Source organism: Rhodobacteraceae bacterium M382, assembly GCA_025141015.1.
Classification (GTDB): domain Bacteria; phylum Pseudomonadota; class Alphaproteobacteria; order Rhodobacterales; family Rhodobacteraceae; genus Aliisedimentitalea; species Aliisedimentitalea scapharcae.
The window spans coordinates 4,510,677-4,524,458 of record CP081098.1 but is presented as its reverse complement, the minus strand read 5'-3'; the positions used below and the strand labels follow the sequence as shown (position 1 = coordinate 4,524,458).

Sequence of the window (13,782 nt, the reverse complement as noted above, 5' to 3'; positions counted from 1 at the left end):
CGCACCGTTTGAAAGACAAAAGGAGCCTTACCATGGCAAAGGAAAAGTTTGAGCGTAACAAGCCGCACGTCAACATCGGCACCATTGGCCACGTTGACCACGGCAAGACCACGCTGACCGCAGCGATCACCAAATACTTTGGTGACTTCAAAGCCTACGACCAGATCGATGGCGCACCGGAAGAAAAAGCGCGCGGGATCACCATCTCGACCGCGCACGTGGAATATGAGACTGAAACACGTCACTATGCCCACGTTGACTGCCCCGGCCACGCCGACTACGTCAAGAACATGATCACCGGTGCTGCCCAGATGGACGGCGCGATCCTGGTTGTGAACGCAGCTGACGGCCCGATGCCCCAGACCCGCGAACACATCCTGCTGGGCCGCCAGGTTGGCATCCCGCACATGGTCGTCTACATGAACAAAGTTGACCAGGTTGACGACGAAGAGCTGCTGGAACTGGTGGAAATGGAAATCCGCGAGCTGCTGTCTTCGTATGACTACCCCGGCGATGACATCCCCGTCATCCCTGGTTCGGCTCTGGCCGCGATGGAAGGCAACAACCCTGAAATCGGCGAAGAATCCATCAAGAAGCTGATGGCTGCTGTCGACGAATACATCCCGACTCCGGCGCGTGCTGTTGACCAGCCGTTCCTGATGCCGGTCGAAGACGTGTTCTCGATCTCGGGTCGTGGTACTGTTGTGACCGGTCGTGTGGAACGTGGCGTGATCAATGTTGGCGACAGCATCGAAATCGTTGGTATCCGCGACACTAAAACCACCACCTGTACCGGTGTTGAAATGTTCCGCAAGCTGCTGGATCGCGGTGAAGCCGGCGACAACATCGGCGCCCTGCTGCGCGGTATCGACCGTGACGGTGTTGAGCGTGGCCAGGTTCTGTGTGCTCCGAAATCGGTTCAGCCGCACACCAAATTCGAAGCCGAAGCCTATATCCTGACCAAGGAAGAAGGCGGTCGTCACACCCCGTTCTTTGCGAACTACCGTCCGCAGTTCTACTTCCGGACCACCGACGTGACCGGGACCGTGACCCTGCCCGAAGGCACCGAAATGGTTATGCCTGGCGACAACCTGAAGTTCGACGTTGAACTGATCGCCCCGATCGCGATGGAAAACGGTCTGCGTTTCGCCATCCGCGAAGGCGGCCGCACCGTTGGTGCTGGCGTCGTGTCCAAAATCACTGAGTAAGGCCGAGTTTTCGCAGAAAACTCTGGCCAGTGGCAACAGGCGGTTTTCCCTTCCGGGAAAACCTGCCAAGCGCCACACCGGTGAACACCAAAAGAAGGCCGCTCCAACCCGGAGCGGCCTTTTTTCTATTGGACAAGGCGTTTTGGCACCTGTTGCAGGTCAAAACAGTCGGCAGTCTTCAATCCAAAATGGTGTCTCGCCTAAAGAGACAGTTCCCGAGGTCTCAGCGCGCAAGCGGTTGTACCTAATGTGTGGGCTAGCAAAAGCAAACTGGCTTTGCGTGCTGAGACATTCAGGTGCCTTCTCTGCATTTGCTGGAAAATTTGACGCACGGACGTAAGGCACCTAGGCTTGGAACCACACCGATGTGCTCTTCAGCGTCACATGGGTGTTAGGCAAATGGCGGGAGTTCGTTTTGAGATATTTTGCAGCGTTGATTTCCATTCTTTCTTTCTGCTTGGCGTTCGGTTTGGCCGACGTTGCGGCGGCCAAAGACAAGGGCGGAAAACCCAAAGGAAAGAAAGTTAAGGTAGAAGGCAAACCTGGCAAGGGTGCAAAGACGATCCCTCCCGGGCAGATCAAACGCTACACTCGGGGGGCAAAGCTTCCGAGTGACCTGAACTATGTGAATATTGATGACCTATCGAAATGGAAGCTCAAGTCTCCTGGAAATGGCAATCGCTATATTCGGGTGGATGATGAAATTTTGGAAGTTTCGAAAGATCTGTCGACCGTGGTTGACGCTGTTGGGATCGTCGGTGATTTGCTCAAGTAAGATCAATTCCGAGAGGCGAGCGCCTGTTGATCTGTCTTGATCGCGCTTTCGGCGAGCATCAGGTCCGGATTACACATATACTCTTGCCAGACGCAGCTAACAGGCGTATAGCGCGCAAGTTCGCAGTTGCGACACGAGGGCGGGGTGATTCCCGCCTTTTGGGTTCGATGAGGGTTTGCGATGAGCGCCGGCCCTCCTCTCAACCTCGACGCCTAAGATAAAAGGCTGTTTTGAATGCAAAGCCAAAATATCCGTATTCGGCTCAAGGCATTTGACTATCGTGTACTGGATGCCAGCACACAAGAGATCGTCAACACTGCCAAGCGGACCGGTGCCACTGTACGCGGCCCCATCCCGCTGCCGAACAAGATCGAGAAATTCACTGTTCTGCGTGGTCCCCACGTTGACAAGAAATCCCGCGATCAGTTCGAAATCCGGACGCACAAGCGTCTGCTCGACATCGTTGATCCGACCCCCCAGACCGTGGACGCGCTGATGAAGCTCGACCTGGCCGCTGGTGTGGACGTCGAAATCAAGCTGCAATCGTAAGATCGGAGGGTAATGAATATGCGCTCTGGTATTATCGCAAAGAAAGTCGGCATGACCCGGCTGTTCAAAGAAGACGGCAAGCAGATTCCTGTGACTGTTCTTCATCTGGATGGTTTGCAGGTCGTTGCTCAGCGTACCGAAGACAAAGACGGCTATACAGCTGTTCAGCTCGGCGCTGGCTCTGCCAAAGCAAAACGCACCAGCCAAGCCATGCGTGGTCACTTCGCAGCTGCGAATGTTGCCCCCAAACGCAAACTGGTCGAATTCCGCGTTTCCGAAGATGCCCTGATCGAAGTGGGTGCCGAAATCTCGGCCGAACACTTCCTCGAAGGTCAGAAGGTTGACGTTTCGGGTACTTCGATCGGTAAAGGTTTTGCTGGCGCAATGAAGCGCTGGAACTTTGGTGGTCTGCGCGCCTCGCACGGTGTGTCGATCTCGCACCGTTCGCATGGTTCGACTGGTCAGTGTCAGGACCCCGGCAAGGTGTTCAAAGGCAAGAAAATGGCCGGCCACATGGGTGCTGCCCGCGTGACCACTCAGAACCTGGAAGTCGTCAAAACCGACGCCGACCGTGGTCTGGTGTTCATCAAAGGTGCCGTACCTGGTTCCAAAGGTGGCTGGGTTACCGTGAAGGATGCCGTGAAGAAGAAAGCGCCCGAAGGTCTGCCGTTCCCGGCTGGTCTGAAAGCTGCTGCATCTGAGGCCCCGGCCGAAGAAGCCCCTGCGGAAGGTGGTGAAGCATGAAACTTGATGTGATCAATCTGGACGGCTCCAAAGCCGGCGACATCGAGCTGAACGCAGACCTGTTTGGTCTGGAGCCACGTGCGGACATCCTGCACCGTGTGGTCCGTTGGCAGCGTAACAACGCACAGGCCGGTACCCACAAGGTCAAGACCCGTTCGGAAGTCAAATACTCGACCAAGAAGATCTATCGCCAAAAAGGTACCGGTGGCGCACGCCACGGCGCCCGTTCGGCACCGATCTTCCGTGGTGGTGGTGTTTACAAAGGCCCCGTTGTGCGGTCGCACGGTCACGAGCTGACCAAAAAGTTCCGCAAGCTGGGTCTGCGCCATGCTCTGTCTGCCAAAATGGCAGCTGGTGAGCTGGTTGTGATCGAAAACGCTGCCGCAGAAGGCAAGACTGCCGCTCTGGCCAAACAGGTTGCAAACCTGGGCTGGAAACGCGCTCTGGTCATCGACGGTGCCGCGGTCAACGAAGGCTTCCTGAACGCATCGCGCAACATCGAAGGTCTGGATATCCTGCCGACGATGGGTGCAAATGTTTATGACATCCTCAAGCGTGACACCCTGGTGATCACCAAAGCGGGGATCGAAGCACTGGAGGCTCGTCTGAAATGAGCGCGAAGGCAGAACATTACGACGTGATCCGCAAGCCGATCATCACCGAGAAATCGACCATGGCGTCGGAAAACGGTGCGGTTGTGTTTGAAGTGGCCATCGACAGCAACAAACCCCAGATCAAAGAAGCTGTTGAAAGCCTCTTTGGTGTGAAGGTCAAAGCCGTCAACACCACGATCACCAAAGGCAAGGTCAAGCGGTTCCGCGGCCAGCTGGGTCGTCGCAAAGACGTCAAGAAAGCCTATGTAACCCTGGAAGAGGGCAACACCATCGACGTGTCCACCGGACTCTGATTGATCGGCTTTTGCCAAGATCAAAGGCCCTCGCGCAAGCGGGGGCCTTTTTTGTTGCTTGGCCTGGTCGGTCCGACGATCTTGGCTGTAGTTGGCGCGGTCTCTTGGACGCGCGCCCCAGGGTGAGCTGGACTGCGACAAAGCCAATGGGTTGGGCAACGCCGACGTCAAAGGCGGCATCGCGGCCAGTCTGTTGGCTATGAGATGTCTGGCTGAGGCCGGCGCTGGCTATCCAGGGAAACTGTCGGCACTTTCGTGGGCGATGAGGAAACCATGGGGCGCGTGGCACACAGGAACTTCTCGACAACCCACCACACGCCAATCTTGGTGGTTGCCGCGTCAGTCGGTGGTTACGTGGCATGAACAACCAGACGACGTTGTCGGCTTTGAAGGATCTGTCCAGTCGTCTTGCCCTTGAGGCGAACGGCTGGGTTAGCAGACAATACTGGGTTGCGATCCTAACGGCATTACGGTGCCTGGAAGCTGGAAGACAGAAGTCTTGGGCTCAACCCGTCTGGTGCAAACGAAAGTCGGACCTCAAGCTGATGTGTCGGAAAACCCCAAGTGTTTTGGCGTATGAACCATGCTGGAAACTCCTTGGATTGGAATAATACGCATCGCCGCAATTGGCTGCGCTCCTGTCCAGCATGGTGTTTTTTGGTTCTGGCAGCAGGATTTATTGGGTGCGCTTGACCGGAAATTGACGGGTCGGGCCGCCGTGGCCGGTCAGTCGCAGGTGTTCGCCGTCTTCCAGCAACTCGACGTCCGCCTTTTCCAACGAGCCCTTCCAGCCATATTTCGTGCGTTCCAATGCAGCGGTTTCCGGGCCATCGCTCAGGCGATCCCAGACCATTTCAGTGCAACCGCCATTGACGGTGAAATCACCATAAATACCGTGCTCGCTGAATTTGAAGGCACCACCGCCCCAGGGGCAGGCGCTGGCCACGGCCGGCAGCGTCGCCAGCGTGAGGCAAACGGCGGGAAGTGTCAGAATGCGTTTCATCGGAGGTCCTGTTTTAATGGATAGGATAATGCCGGTGAGTGTACGACATTTTTCAACATGGGCATAGCGAATGAAGCGCTGACGTCAGGGCCCAGGAGATCACGTTTTCCAATTTGACATCAGTTTTGCAGAACAATGGGCATGTTCGGGAAACCAATCGCATGGACCAAGTGGACGCTGATCTGGCCCTGTTTCCGATTGTACGGGTACCGTTGCCTCGCGCGCAAAGGCCCGTTAGGCTGATCCGTATGAAACATGTCCCCAAAGAAACCACGGATGACGCATTAATTCGGGAGTTCCTTGAAAAAGGAGGCCGGGTCAGTGTTGGTAAAACCAAGCCTCAGCCGGCCGAGTTGGGGTTGAGCAACAATGTTTGGAACAACAAGCTCACCAAAGAAGAAAAGGCAGCACGCGACAAGAAGTGATGGGGGAAGACCCGCTAGATCTGGCAGTGTTTGACTGAGTCGAAAAGCGCGTGCCATCGATACCTGTTGACGAACCCAAGATTCTGACGCCGTTCTATAGACAGCCCCTCTCATCCCTGCTAAATGCCACCAATCTTGAGGCCTCGGATTCGTTCCGGGGCTCTTGATTTTTGCGAATCGGGGACCTTCGGGGCCCTATATCATCGGGCACCTTCGGGGGCCTTAAACATAGCCGGACCAAAGACAACAACCTAAGGTCTGGCACGCTAAACGGAAGACAGAAAGCATGGCACTTAAGTCGTATAAGCCGACGACGCCGGGCCAGCGCGGGCTGGTGCTGATCGACCGTTCGGAGCTCTGGAAAGGACGCCCCGTCAAATCCCTCACCGAGGGTCTGACGAAATCGGGTGGCCGGAACAACACCGGACGGATTACATCGCGTCGCCGCGGTGGTGGGGCGAAACGCCTTTACCGTATCGTTGACTTCAAACGGAACAAATTTGATGTTGCGGCAACCGTTGAACGGATCGAATATGACCCGAACCGGACCGCCTTCATCGCATTGGTCAAATACACCGACGGGGAACAGGCCTATATCCTGGCTCCGCAGCGTTTGGCAGTTGGTGACAAAGTCGTGGCATCCGCCAAGGCCGACATCAAGCCTGGTAACGCAATGCCATTCTCGGGCATGCCGATCGGTACCATCGTTCACAACATCGAAATGAAGCCCGGCAAAGGCGGCCAGATCGCCCGTGCAGCCGGTACATATGCTCAGTTCGTTGGTCGTGACGGCGGTTACGCCCAGATCCGCCTGAGCTCGGGTGAACTGCGCTTGGTCCGTCAGGAATGCATGGCCACCGTTGGTGCCGTGTCCAACCCCGACAACTCCAACCAGAACTACGGTAAAGCCGGTCGTATGCGCCACAAAGGTGTGCGTCCGTCGGTTCGTGGTGTGGTCATGAACCCGATCGATCACCCCCACGGTGGTGGTGAAGGCCGGACTTCGGGTGGTCGTCACCCGGTGACCCCATGGGGTAAGCCGACCAAGGGTGCACGCACCCGCAACAAGAACAAAGCGTCCAGCAAGCTGATCATCCGCTCGCGGCACGCCAAGAAGAAGGGGCGTTAATATATGTCTCGCTCTGTTTGGAAAGGCCCCTTTGTCGACGCTTACGTGCTGAAAAAAGCCGAAGCTGCGAAGGATTCGGGCCGCAACGAAGTCATCAAGATTTGGTCTCGTCGTTCCACCATTCTGCCCCAGTTCGTGGGCCTGACGTTTGGTGTCTACAACGGCAAGAAGCACATCCCAGTCAACGTCACCGAAGACATGATCGGTCAGAAGTTTGGTGAATATTCGCCAACTCGTACCTATTATGGTCACGCGGCTGACAAAAAAGCGAAACGGAAGTAAGTCATGGGCAAGGCAAAGAACCCCCGCCGCGTGGCTGAAAACGAAGCAATGGCGAAAACGCGCATGCTCCGTACCAGCCCGCAGAAACTGAACCTGGTGGCTCAGATGATCCGTGGCAAGAAAGTTGATCGTGCTTTGACCGATCTGACTTTCTCGAACAAACGGGTCGCTCAGGACGTGAAGAAATGCCTTCAGTCCGCCATCGCGAACGCCGAAAACAACCATAACCTGGACGTCGATGAACTGATCGTGTCCGAGGCTTATGTTGGCAAGAATATGGTCATGAAGCGCGGTCGCCCTCGGGCCCGTGGCCGGTTTGGCAAGATCCTGAAGCCGTTTTCGGAGATCACCATCACGGTGCGTCAAGTTGAGGAGCAAGCCTAATGGGTCATAAAGTCAATCCGATCGGCATGCGCCTTCAGGTCAACCGCACCTGGGACAGCCGCTGGTACGCCGACACCAAGGACTACGGTGATCTCCTGCTGGAAGATCTGAAAATCCGTGAGTTCATCAAGACCGAGTGCAAGCAGGCCGGTATCGCGCGTGTGATCATCGAACGTCCGCACAAAAAGTGCCGCGTCACGATCCACACTGCACGTCCCGGTGTCATCATCGGCAAGAAAGGTGCAGACATCGAAGGTCTGCGCAAGAAACTTGGCCGTTTGACCGACAGCGAACTGCACCTGAACATCGTCGAAGTCCGCAAGCCGGAACTGGACGCTGCTCTGGTTGGTGAGTCCATCGCACAGCAGCTGGAACGTCGTGTATCGTTCCGTCGCGCGATGAAACGTGCTGTTCAGAACGCCATGCGTATGGGTGCCCTGGGTATCCGGGTGAACGTTGCTGGTCGTCTGGGTGGCGCTGAAATCGCCCGTACCGAATGGTACCGTGAAGGCCGTGTGCCTCTGCACACACTGCGCGCGGACATCGATTACGCACCTGCCGAAGCGATGACCCCTTATGGGATCATCGGGATCAAGGTCTGGATCTTCAAAGGCGAGATCATGGAACACGATCCTGCGGCACGTGACCGTAAAGCACAGGAACTCCAGGACGGCCCTGCACCTCGTGGTGCTGGTGGCGGTCGTCGCTAAGGAGAAGATCACATGCTTCAGCCAAAGCGTACTAAATTCCGCAAGATGCACAAAGGCCGGATCAAAGGCCTGGCAAAAGGCGGTTCGGACCTGAACTTCGGTTCATTCGGTCTGAAAGCGACCCAGCCCGAGCGGGTAACCGCCCGTCAAATCGAAGCCGCACGTCGTGCCATGACGCGTCACATGAAGCGTCAGGGCCGTGTTTGGATCCGGATCTTCCCGGATACCCCGGTAACCTCGAAGCCAACCGAAGTCCGTATGGGTAAAGGTAAAGGTTCCGTGGATTATTGGGCAGCCAAGGTCAAACCTGGCCGCGTGATGTTCGAAATCGACGGTGTATCGGAAGACATCGCACGCGAGGCCCTGCGCCTTGCCGCGATGAAACTCCCGGTCAAAACCCGCGTCGTGGTTCGCGAAGACTGGTAACTCCGGTCTTGAGACAACCAAAAGCCCCCGTCGAGAAATCGGCGGGGGCTTTTTGCTTTTTCGGAGTCTTTTCAGAATTTACCGTTGTCATTCTTCCAAAGCTCGCGGGGTGGAACGGTTTCCACAGTGTTCCAATGCTCGACGAGCTTGCCGTTTTCGATCCGGAACATCTCGTAGAACGAACTGTGGCGTCCTTGCTGACGGCCTTCGCAGACAGCCAGAACAAAACTCCCGCAGGCGAGAACCCGGTGGCATTTTTCATATAGTTTGGCAGTTGTCTGGGATGTCAGGCTGGCCAGGAGGGCATCTGCTCCGTCCGAGAGCGCGTGATCGTGTTGGATCAGTTGGTCCTCTTGGAAATAGTCATCCATGTGGGTGTGATCCCGTCGGATCAGAATCTGTTGAACAAACGCGGCGACCAAAGCGCGATTTTCTTCGGTCCGGTTCAGGTCCCCGGCATCGGTCGGGCCGTTCACCATACTGTGTCCGCTGCCATTCGGACCCTTGCGGGCCTGGATATTGTCCCAATGTTCGACCACCTGATCCCCGTCATAGCGAAACACCTCGAACCCGATGCGCTGGCTGGAGAAATCATATTCGGTGTGGCCAAACACGAAATTCCCATCCTCGAACGCGCGGACGACATTGACCCGCGGGTTGGTCAGCGACAGGCGTTTGAACAGCGCCTCCAACCCTTCGCTGCCCTCATGGGTCTGGGGGTTGTGCTGAATGTATTTGGATTGGTTCACGACGGCGATGGGGCCGGGGTCTCCGGTTTCGATGCTCTTCAGCAATGCCCGGATCTGGTCTGTTTTGCTGGTCTGCATGGCCCGTATCCCTGATTGTGATGCTTGCGGCCAACTGTGCAGCAGGACAGAGAGGAGGAAAAGGAAAAGGCGACGCAGGTGCAAATGTCGCTCTCGCGCTTGGCGCTCTCCTGCGCTACACCCGGCCCATGGCACAGATCGAATCTCTCTTTGTAACCCGTCTCTATCGCGCATCATTGTCGGAATACCGGCCCAAGATCGATGCGGATGAATTGGAAAATTCCTGTTTGGTCATCGCCGAAGATGACGAAGCAGGCCAGGCCTGGTCCGAGGCAAACGGATATCCTGGCTATACGTCCTATGCGTCGCTGACGGATTTGCCGTGGCGGTTCCCGGTGTTTGCGGATCTGGTCAAGGTGTTGGACAAACATGTCGCCGCCTTTGCCAAGGATCTGGAGTTTGATCTGGATGGTCGCAAGTTGAAGCTGGAAGACCTGTGGATCAACATCCTGCCCCCGGGCGGCACCCACGCCAGCCACATCCACCCGCATTCAGTGATCAGCGGCACCACCTATGTGTCGATGCCCAAGGGAGCCAGCGCGCTCAAGCTGGAGGACCCGCGGTCCGCCCGGATGATGGCCGCACCAGCGCGCAAGAAAGACGCCCGACGCAAGTTGCAGCCGTTCATCTATTTGGCCCCCGATGTGGGGGATGTCCTGTTGTGGGAAAGCTGGTTGCGTCACGAAGTACCGCTGAACATGGCAGACGAAGACGAGCGGATTTCGGTGAGTTTCAACTACAGTTGGGGTTGACCTGCCGCGCCATCTGAATTGACAAAGCCCTCTCGAATGATCCGGGAGGGCTTTTTCGTTTTTGCCAGGTATCTGAGTTGATCGGCTCAGGTCAGTCCGCCTGATCTGCGGGGTCGGCATTGAGTTGGCCATAGTTTGCCGCGCCGATTTCGTCCAGCAACCCGATCTGGGTCTCGAGGAAGTCGACGTGCCCCTGTTCGTCCAGGATAAGCTCTTCGAACAGATGCATCGAGGCATAGTCCCCCACGTCCGAGCAATATTTTCGGGCTTCGGCATAAAGCGAGACGGCTTCCATCTCAGCTGCAAGATCACAGGTCAGGGTTTCGCGGACGTTTTCTCCAATCCGAAGCGGGTCCAGCGTCTGTAGGTTTGGATGACCTTCCAGAAAGATGATGCGGTCGATCAGCTTGTCGGCATGCTCCATCTCTTCGATGCTTTCTTCGCGCATCTTTTTAGCCAGCTTGCCATAGCCCCAGTCCTTTTGCAGACGATAGTGCAACCAGAACTGGCTGACGGCTGTTAGCTCAACACGTAACGCCTTGTTCAGGTATTCGATGACTTTCTTGTCACCCTTCATGCGTCATCTCCAATTTTGTTGTTTGGCTTTCAATCCACGAAGCTCGAATGGAACTTCCAGATTAGAATTCGACCGCATGGATGCAACAAAAAGCTTCATGCAGCCGCCGCACTCGGGGGTTTTGCCGAGCGCATGGTAGATTTTGCCGGGGGTGATGATGGTGCTTTTATCCGACGCCCGCATCCAGTTGATGGCGGCATGGATGTCCTTGTCACTGATGGTTTGGCAGCTACAGACGATCATTTCACTTACCTGACTTTTTTGGTTTGGTATCTTGTCGTCGAAATGTTGTCAATCCTGATTTAATTTGTCGGGTAAAGGGGGGGCGTGAACTGCCTTGGCTGTGCCGGGCAGACTTCTCTGGAAAAACTGAGGAATGCAGTTCCAAACGCTATGGGTCGAAGCCCTTATTTTGTAGAGCTTTGAGGATAGGGAAACTTTCCCTTGCCCCCATGCCGATCCTCCCCTATAGAGCGTCATCCTGCGGATTCCTTCTGTTGAAGGGATTCGTATGTTTGTCATTCATCCACCAGGTCAAAGGTGACCCTATTGCAGGGGCCTTCTGGTGTTTTGAGAAAAGGAAAAGGCGATGAACGCCCAAGAACTGCGCGCCAAATCGGCGGACGAGCTTCGTCAGGAGCTCACCAACCTGAAGAAAGCAAGCTTTAACCTGCGCTTTCAACAGGCCACCGGACAGCTGGAAAACACTGCAGGCATCAAAGCGGCTCGCCGCGAAGCTGCCCGTGTGAAGACCATTCTGAACCAAAAAGCTGCTGAAGCAGCTTCTGAAGAATAAGGAGCCTGAAGTATGCCCAAACGTATCCTCTCCGGCACCGTGACAAGCGACGCCAACGCCCAGACCGTAACAGTTTCGGTTGAACGTCGTTTCACACACCCTGTTCTGAAGAAAACCATCCGTAAGTCCAAGAAGTACCGGGCTCACGATGAAAAGAACGCTTTCAAGGTCGGCGATTCCGTACGCATCATCGAATGTGCGCCGCGCTCGAAAACGAAACGTTGGGAGGTTCTGGAAGCCTAAGCTTTCAGATCCTTTCGACTTAGTCGAAACCCTGGGGGATTTAACAAGACCAGCCCCCACAGGTCGGGAGAAACCACATGATCCAGATGCAGACCAATCTGGATGTCGCTGACAACTCCGGCGCTCGCCGAGTTCAGTGCATCAAGGTCCTGGGTGGTTCCAAGCGTAAATACGCATCCGTAGGCGACATCATCGTCGTCTCGGTCAAGGAAGCCATTCCACGCGGTCGCGTGAAGAAAGGTGATGTCCGCAAGGCCGTCGTCGTTCGCACCGCAAAAGAAGTCCGTCGCGAAGATGGCACAGCGATCCGTTTCGATCGCAACGCCGCCGTCATCCTGAACAACAACAACGAGCCGGTTGGTACCCGTATCTTTGGCCCGGTTGTTCGTGAATTGCGCGCCAAGAACTTCATGAAGATCATCTCGCTCGCTCCGGAGGTGCTGTAATCATGGCTGCTAAACTCCGCAAAGGCGACAAGGTCGTCGTGCTGGCCGGCAAGGACAAAGGCAAAGAGGGTACCATTTCCTCTGTTGACCCCAAAGCCGGCAAAGCTGTTGTAGATGGCGTGAACATGGCCATCCGTCACACCCGTCAGACCCAGACAGATCAGGGCGGTCGCCTGCCCAAGGCCCTGCCGATCGAACTGTCGAACCTGGCAATGCTGGACGCAAACGGCAAAGCAACCCGCGTTGGCTTCCGTATGGAAGGTGACAAGAAGGTTCGTTTCGCCAAGACCACAGGGGACGTGATCGATGCTTGATTCTGCAACCTACACCCCGCGCCTGAAGACCGTCTACAAGGACAGCATCTGTGCTGCCATGAAAGAGGAATTCGGCTATAAGAACGACATGCAGCTGCCCAAGCTGGAAAAGATCGTTCTGAACATTGGTTGTGGCCGCGCGGCTGTCAAAGACAGCAAGAAAGCCAAATCCGCCCAGGGTGATCTGACTCTGATCGCGGGCCAAAAAGCTCTGACCACGATCGCCAAGAATTCGATCGCTGGTTTCCGGGTTCGCGAAGGTATGCCGATGGGTGCGAAAGTGACCCTGCGCGGCGACCGCATGTACGACTTCCTGGACCGCCTGATCACCGTCGCGCTGCCGCGCGTGCGTGACTTCCGTGGTGTCAAACCGAGCTTTGACGGCCGTGGCAACTTTGCCATGGGTCTGAAAGAGCACATCGTGTTTCCGGAAATCGATTTCGACAAGATCGACGAGCCTTGGGGCTTGGACATCGTAATTGCCACCACCGCGAACACCGACGCGGAAGCCAAGAGCCTGTTGAAAGCTTTCAACATGCCGTTCAACGCTTAAGCGCGGGAAGGAAGAGACATGGCTAAAAAAGCAATGATCGAACGCGAAAAGAAGCGCGAACGCCTGGTGGCTAAATACGCAGCCAAGCGTGCCGAGCTCAAAGAGATCGCGAAAGACGAAAGTCTCCCGATGGAAGAGCGTTTCAAAGCGCGTCTGAAATTGGCGAAACTGCCGCGCAACAGCGCAGCAAACCGTCTGCACAACCGTTGTCAGCTGACAGGTCGTCCTCACGCTTACTACCGTAAGCTGAAGGTCAGCCGTATCGCGCTGCGCGAGCTGGGCTCTGCTGGTCAGATCCCCGGCATGGTGAAATCGAGCTGGTAAGGGAGAGATTGATATGAATGATCCTATCGGCGATATGCTCACCCGTATCCGTAACGCTCAGATGCGCGGCAAATCCACTGTCTCGACCCCGGCTTCCAAGCTGCGCGGTTGGGTTCTGGATGTGCTGGCTGACGAAGGTTACATCCGCGGTTATGAGAATTCGACGGGGGCCAATGGTCACCCGGCGATCGAAATCAGCCTGAAGTACTTCGATGGCGAACCTGTCATTCGCGAACTGAAGCGGGTCTCTAAACCCGGTCGTCGCGTTTACATGGGCGTCAGTGACATCCCGTCGGTCCGTCAGGGCCTGGGTGTGTCGATTGTCTCCACCCCCAAGGGTGTGATGTCGGATGCAAAAGCTCGTAGCCAGAATGTTGGCGGCGAAGTTCTTTGCACCGTCTTCTAAGG

Annotated in this window: 24 protein-coding genes; 20 read left to right on the top strand and 4 right to left on the bottom strand. The window is 55.9% G+C overall.

What is annotated here, in order from left to right; genetic code table 11:
* Positions 1–32: 32 nt before the first annotated feature.
* The 6 genes from tuf to K3727_21015 all read left to right on the top strand — a co-directional run bounded on the left by tuf (position 33) and on the right by K3727_21015 (position 4,183).
* Entirely contained in the window at positions 33–1,208 is a 1,176-nt protein-coding gene (gene tuf / locus K3727_21040; GenBank protein UWQ91188.1) for an elongation factor Tu, read from the top strand.
* 415 nt (positions 1,209–1,623) lie between these two features.
* Entirely contained in the window at positions 1,624–1,983 is a 360-nt protein-coding gene (locus K3727_21035) for a hypothetical protein (protein ID UWQ91187.1), read from the top strand.
* Between the two features lie 234 nt (positions 1,984–2,217).
* Positions 2,218–2,532 (top strand): 30S ribosomal protein S10, encoded by a 315-nt coding sequence (rpsJ, locus tag K3727_21030; GenBank protein UWQ91186.1) that lies wholly within the window; start codon positions 2,218–2,220, stop codon positions 2,530–2,532.
* Positions 2,533–2,550: 18 nt separating this feature from the next.
* Positions 2,551–3,276, top strand: coding sequence for a 50S ribosomal protein L3 (rplC, locus tag K3727_21025; GenBank protein ID UWQ93479.1), 726 nt, complete (start codon positions 2,551–2,553; stop codon positions 3,274–3,276).
* Positions 3,273–3,890, top strand: a complete 618-nt coding sequence (gene rplD, locus K3727_21020; protein ID UWQ91185.1) for a 50S ribosomal protein L4 — start codon at positions 3,273–3,275, stop codon at positions 3,888–3,890. The genes rplC and rplD overlap by 4 nt, the downstream gene beginning before the upstream one ends.
* On the top strand, positions 3,887–4,183 hold the full coding sequence (locus tag K3727_21015; protein ID UWQ91184.1) for a 50S ribosomal protein L23: 297 nt from the start codon (positions 3,887–3,889) through the stop codon (positions 4,181–4,183). The genes rplD and K3727_21015 overlap by 4 nt, the downstream gene beginning before the upstream one ends.
* A 676-nt stretch (positions 4,184–4,859) precedes the next feature.
* Here the strand turns inward: K3727_21015 and K3727_21010 are convergent.
* Positions 4,860–5,186, bottom strand: a complete 327-nt coding sequence (locus K3727_21010; protein UWQ91183.1) for a hypothetical protein — start codon at positions 5,184–5,186, stop codon at positions 4,860–4,862.
* A gap of 161 nt (positions 5,187–5,347) precedes the next feature.
* Here K3727_21010 and K3727_21005 point away from each other — a divergent pair, with 161 nt between their 5' ends.
* From K3727_21005 to rplP, 6 genes are all read left to right on the top strand, one after another.
* Complete coding sequence (locus K3727_21005; GenBank protein ID UWQ93487.1) at positions 5,348–5,611, top strand: hypothetical protein; 264 nt, start codon at positions 5,348–5,350, stop codon at positions 5,609–5,611.
* Positions 5,612–5,897: 286 nt separating this feature from the next.
* The gene (gene rplB, locus K3727_21000) at positions 5,898–6,740 is read left to right on the top strand and encodes a 50S ribosomal protein L2 (GenBank protein ID UWQ91182.1); all 843 of its coding nucleotides are present in this window, start codon (positions 5,898–5,900) and stop codon (positions 6,738–6,740) included.
* A gap of 3 nt (positions 6,741–6,743) precedes the next feature.
* Complete coding sequence (gene rpsS / locus K3727_20995; GenBank protein ID UWQ91181.1) at positions 6,744–7,022, top strand: 30S ribosomal protein S19; 279 nt, start codon at positions 6,744–6,746, stop codon at positions 7,020–7,022.
* Positions 7,023–7,025: 3 nt separating this feature from the next.
* On the top strand, positions 7,026–7,406 hold the full coding sequence (gene rplV / locus K3727_20990) for a 50S ribosomal protein L22 (GenBank protein UWQ91180.1): 381 nt from the start codon (positions 7,026–7,028) through the stop codon (positions 7,404–7,406).
* On the top strand, positions 7,406–8,116 hold the full coding sequence (rpsC, locus tag K3727_20985; GenBank protein ID UWQ91179.1) for a 30S ribosomal protein S3: 711 nt from the start codon (positions 7,406–7,408) through the stop codon (positions 8,114–8,116). Before rplV ends, rpsC begins: the two co-directional genes overlap by 1 nt.
* A gap of 12 nt (positions 8,117–8,128) precedes the next feature.
* Complete coding sequence (rplP, locus tag K3727_20980) at positions 8,129–8,542, top strand: 50S ribosomal protein L16 (GenBank protein ID UWQ91178.1); 414 nt, start codon at positions 8,129–8,131, stop codon at positions 8,540–8,542.
* A 71-nt stretch (positions 8,543–8,613) separates the two neighbouring features.
* Here the strand turns inward: rplP and K3727_20975 are convergent, their stop codons facing one another.
* Positions 8,614–9,369: a hypothetical protein gene (locus K3727_20975; protein UWQ91177.1), complete on the bottom strand. Its 756-nt coding sequence runs from the start codon at positions 9,367–9,369 to the stop codon at positions 8,614–8,616.
* A gap of 128 nt (positions 9,370–9,497) precedes the next feature.
* Here K3727_20975 and K3727_20970 point away from each other — a divergent pair, with 128 nt between their 5' ends.
* Positions 9,498–10,121, top strand: coding sequence for a 2OG-Fe(II) oxygenase family protein (locus K3727_20970; protein UWQ91176.1), 624 nt, complete (start codon positions 9,498–9,500; stop codon positions 10,119–10,121).
* A gap of 91 nt (positions 10,122–10,212) precedes the next feature.
* Here K3727_20970 and bfr read toward each other — a convergent pair whose 3' ends face one another.
* Positions 10,213–10,698, bottom strand: coding sequence for a bacterioferritin (bfr, locus tag K3727_20965; GenBank protein ID UWQ91175.1), 486 nt, complete (start codon positions 10,696–10,698; stop codon positions 10,213–10,215).
* 3 nt (positions 10,699–10,701) lie between these two features.
* Positions 10,702–10,941: a (2Fe-2S)-binding protein gene (locus tag K3727_20960; protein UWQ91174.1), complete on the bottom strand. Its 240-nt coding sequence runs from the start codon at positions 10,939–10,941 to the stop codon at positions 10,702–10,704.
* 346 nt (positions 10,942–11,287) lie between these two features.
* Here K3727_20960 and rpmC point away from each other — a divergent pair, with 346 nt between their 5' ends.
* From rpmC to rpsH, 7 genes are all read left to right on the top strand, one after another.
* On the top strand, positions 11,288–11,494 hold the full coding sequence (gene rpmC / locus K3727_20955; GenBank protein ID UWQ91173.1) for a 50S ribosomal protein L29: 207 nt from the start codon (positions 11,288–11,290) through the stop codon (positions 11,492–11,494).
* A 12-nt stretch (positions 11,495–11,506) separates the two neighbouring features.
* Positions 11,507–11,737: a 30S ribosomal protein S17 gene (gene rpsQ / locus K3727_20950; protein UWQ91172.1), complete on the top strand. Its 231-nt coding sequence runs from the start codon at positions 11,507–11,509 to the stop codon at positions 11,735–11,737.
* A 77-nt stretch (positions 11,738–11,814) separates the two neighbouring features.
* Positions 11,815–12,183 carry a 50S ribosomal protein L14 gene (gene rplN / locus K3727_20945; protein UWQ91171.1) on the top strand — a complete coding sequence of 123 codons (369 nt, stop codon included), beginning with the start codon at positions 11,815–11,817 and terminating at the stop codon, positions 12,181–12,183.
* A gap of 2 nt (positions 12,184–12,185) precedes the next feature.
* On the top strand, positions 12,186–12,497 hold the full coding sequence (gene rplX, locus K3727_20940) for a 50S ribosomal protein L24 (GenBank protein UWQ91170.1): 312 nt from the start codon (positions 12,186–12,188) through the stop codon (positions 12,495–12,497).
* A complete protein-coding gene (gene rplE / locus K3727_20935; protein UWQ91169.1) occupies positions 12,490–13,050 on the top strand; it encodes a 50S ribosomal protein L5 in 561 nt (186 codons plus the stop codon). Before rplX ends, rplE begins: the two co-directional genes overlap by 8 nt.
* A gap of 18 nt (positions 13,051–13,068) precedes the next feature.
* Complete coding sequence (gene rpsN / locus K3727_20930) at positions 13,069–13,374, top strand: 30S ribosomal protein S14 (protein ID UWQ91168.1); 306 nt, start codon at positions 13,069–13,071, stop codon at positions 13,372–13,374.
* 13 nt (positions 13,375–13,387) lie between these two features.
* Positions 13,388–13,780 (top strand): 30S ribosomal protein S8, encoded by a 393-nt coding sequence (gene rpsH / locus K3727_20925; GenBank protein ID UWQ91167.1) that lies wholly within the window; start codon positions 13,388–13,390, stop codon positions 13,778–13,780.
* The last annotated feature ends 2 nt before the right edge of the window (positions 13,781–13,782 follow it).

Coding starts and splice junctions, on each gene's coding strand:
- K3727_21015 (UWQ91184.1), top strand. CDS start 3,887: ATGAGCGCGAAGGCAGAACATTACGACGTGATCCGCAAGCCGATCATC.
- rpsJ (UWQ91186.1), top strand. CDS start 2,218: ATGCAAAGCCAAAATATCCGTATTCGGCTCAAGGCATTTGACTATCGT.
- rpsN (UWQ91168.1), top strand. CDS start 13,069: ATGGCTAAAAAAGCAATGATCGAACGCGAAAAGAAGCGCGAACGCCTG.
- K3727_21010 (UWQ91183.1), bottom strand. CDS start 5,186: ATGAAACGCATTCTGACACTTCCCGCCGTTTGCCTCACGCTGGCGACG.
- rpsC (UWQ91179.1), top strand. CDS start 7,406: ATGGGTCATAAAGTCAATCCGATCGGCATGCGCCTTCAGGTCAACCGC.
- rplX (UWQ91170.1), top strand. CDS start 12,186: ATGGCTGCTAAACTCCGCAAAGGCGACAAGGTCGTCGTGCTGGCCGGC.
- rpsH (UWQ91167.1), top strand. CDS start 13,388: ATGAATGATCCTATCGGCGATATGCTCACCCGTATCCGTAACGCTCAG.
- rpmC (UWQ91173.1), top strand. CDS start 11,288: ATGAACGCCCAAGAACTGCGCGCCAAATCGGCGGACGAGCTTCGTCAG.
- tuf (UWQ91188.1), top strand. CDS start 33: ATGGCAAAGGAAAAGTTTGAGCGTAACAAGCCGCACGTCAACATCGGC.
- rplN (UWQ91171.1), top strand. CDS start 11,815: ATGATCCAGATGCAGACCAATCTGGATGTCGCTGACAACTCCGGCGCT.
- rpsS (UWQ91181.1), top strand. CDS start 6,744: ATGTCTCGCTCTGTTTGGAAAGGCCCCTTTGTCGACGCTTACGTGCTG.
- rpsQ (UWQ91172.1), top strand. CDS start 11,507: ATGCCCAAACGTATCCTCTCCGGCACCGTGACAAGCGACGCCAACGCC.
- rplD (UWQ91185.1), top strand. CDS start 3,273: ATGAAACTTGATGTGATCAATCTGGACGGCTCCAAAGCCGGCGACATC.
- rplC (UWQ93479.1), top strand. CDS start 2,551: ATGCGCTCTGGTATTATCGCAAAGAAAGTCGGCATGACCCGGCTGTTC.
- bfr (UWQ91175.1), bottom strand. CDS start 10,698: ATGAAGGGTGACAAGAAAGTCATCGAATACCTGAACAAGGCGTTACGT.
- K3727_20960 (UWQ91174.1), bottom strand. CDS start 10,941: ATGATCGTCTGTAGCTGCCAAACCATCAGTGACAAGGACATCCATGCC.
- rplP (UWQ91178.1), top strand. CDS start 8,129: ATGCTTCAGCCAAAGCGTACTAAATTCCGCAAGATGCACAAAGGCCGG.
- rplB (UWQ91182.1), top strand. CDS start 5,898: ATGGCACTTAAGTCGTATAAGCCGACGACGCCGGGCCAGCGCGGGCTG.
- K3727_20970 (UWQ91176.1), top strand. CDS start 9,498: ATGGCACAGATCGAATCTCTCTTTGTAACCCGTCTCTATCGCGCATCA.
- K3727_20975 (UWQ91177.1), bottom strand. CDS start 9,369: ATGCAGACCAGCAAAACAGACCAGATCCGGGCATTGCTGAAGAGCATC.
- rplV (UWQ91180.1), top strand. CDS start 7,026: ATGGGCAAGGCAAAGAACCCCCGCCGCGTGGCTGAAAACGAAGCAATG.
- rplE (UWQ91169.1), top strand. CDS start 12,490: ATGCTTGATTCTGCAACCTACACCCCGCGCCTGAAGACCGTCTACAAG.
- K3727_21005 (UWQ93487.1), top strand. CDS start 5,348: ATGGACCAAGTGGACGCTGATCTGGCCCTGTTTCCGATTGTACGGGTA.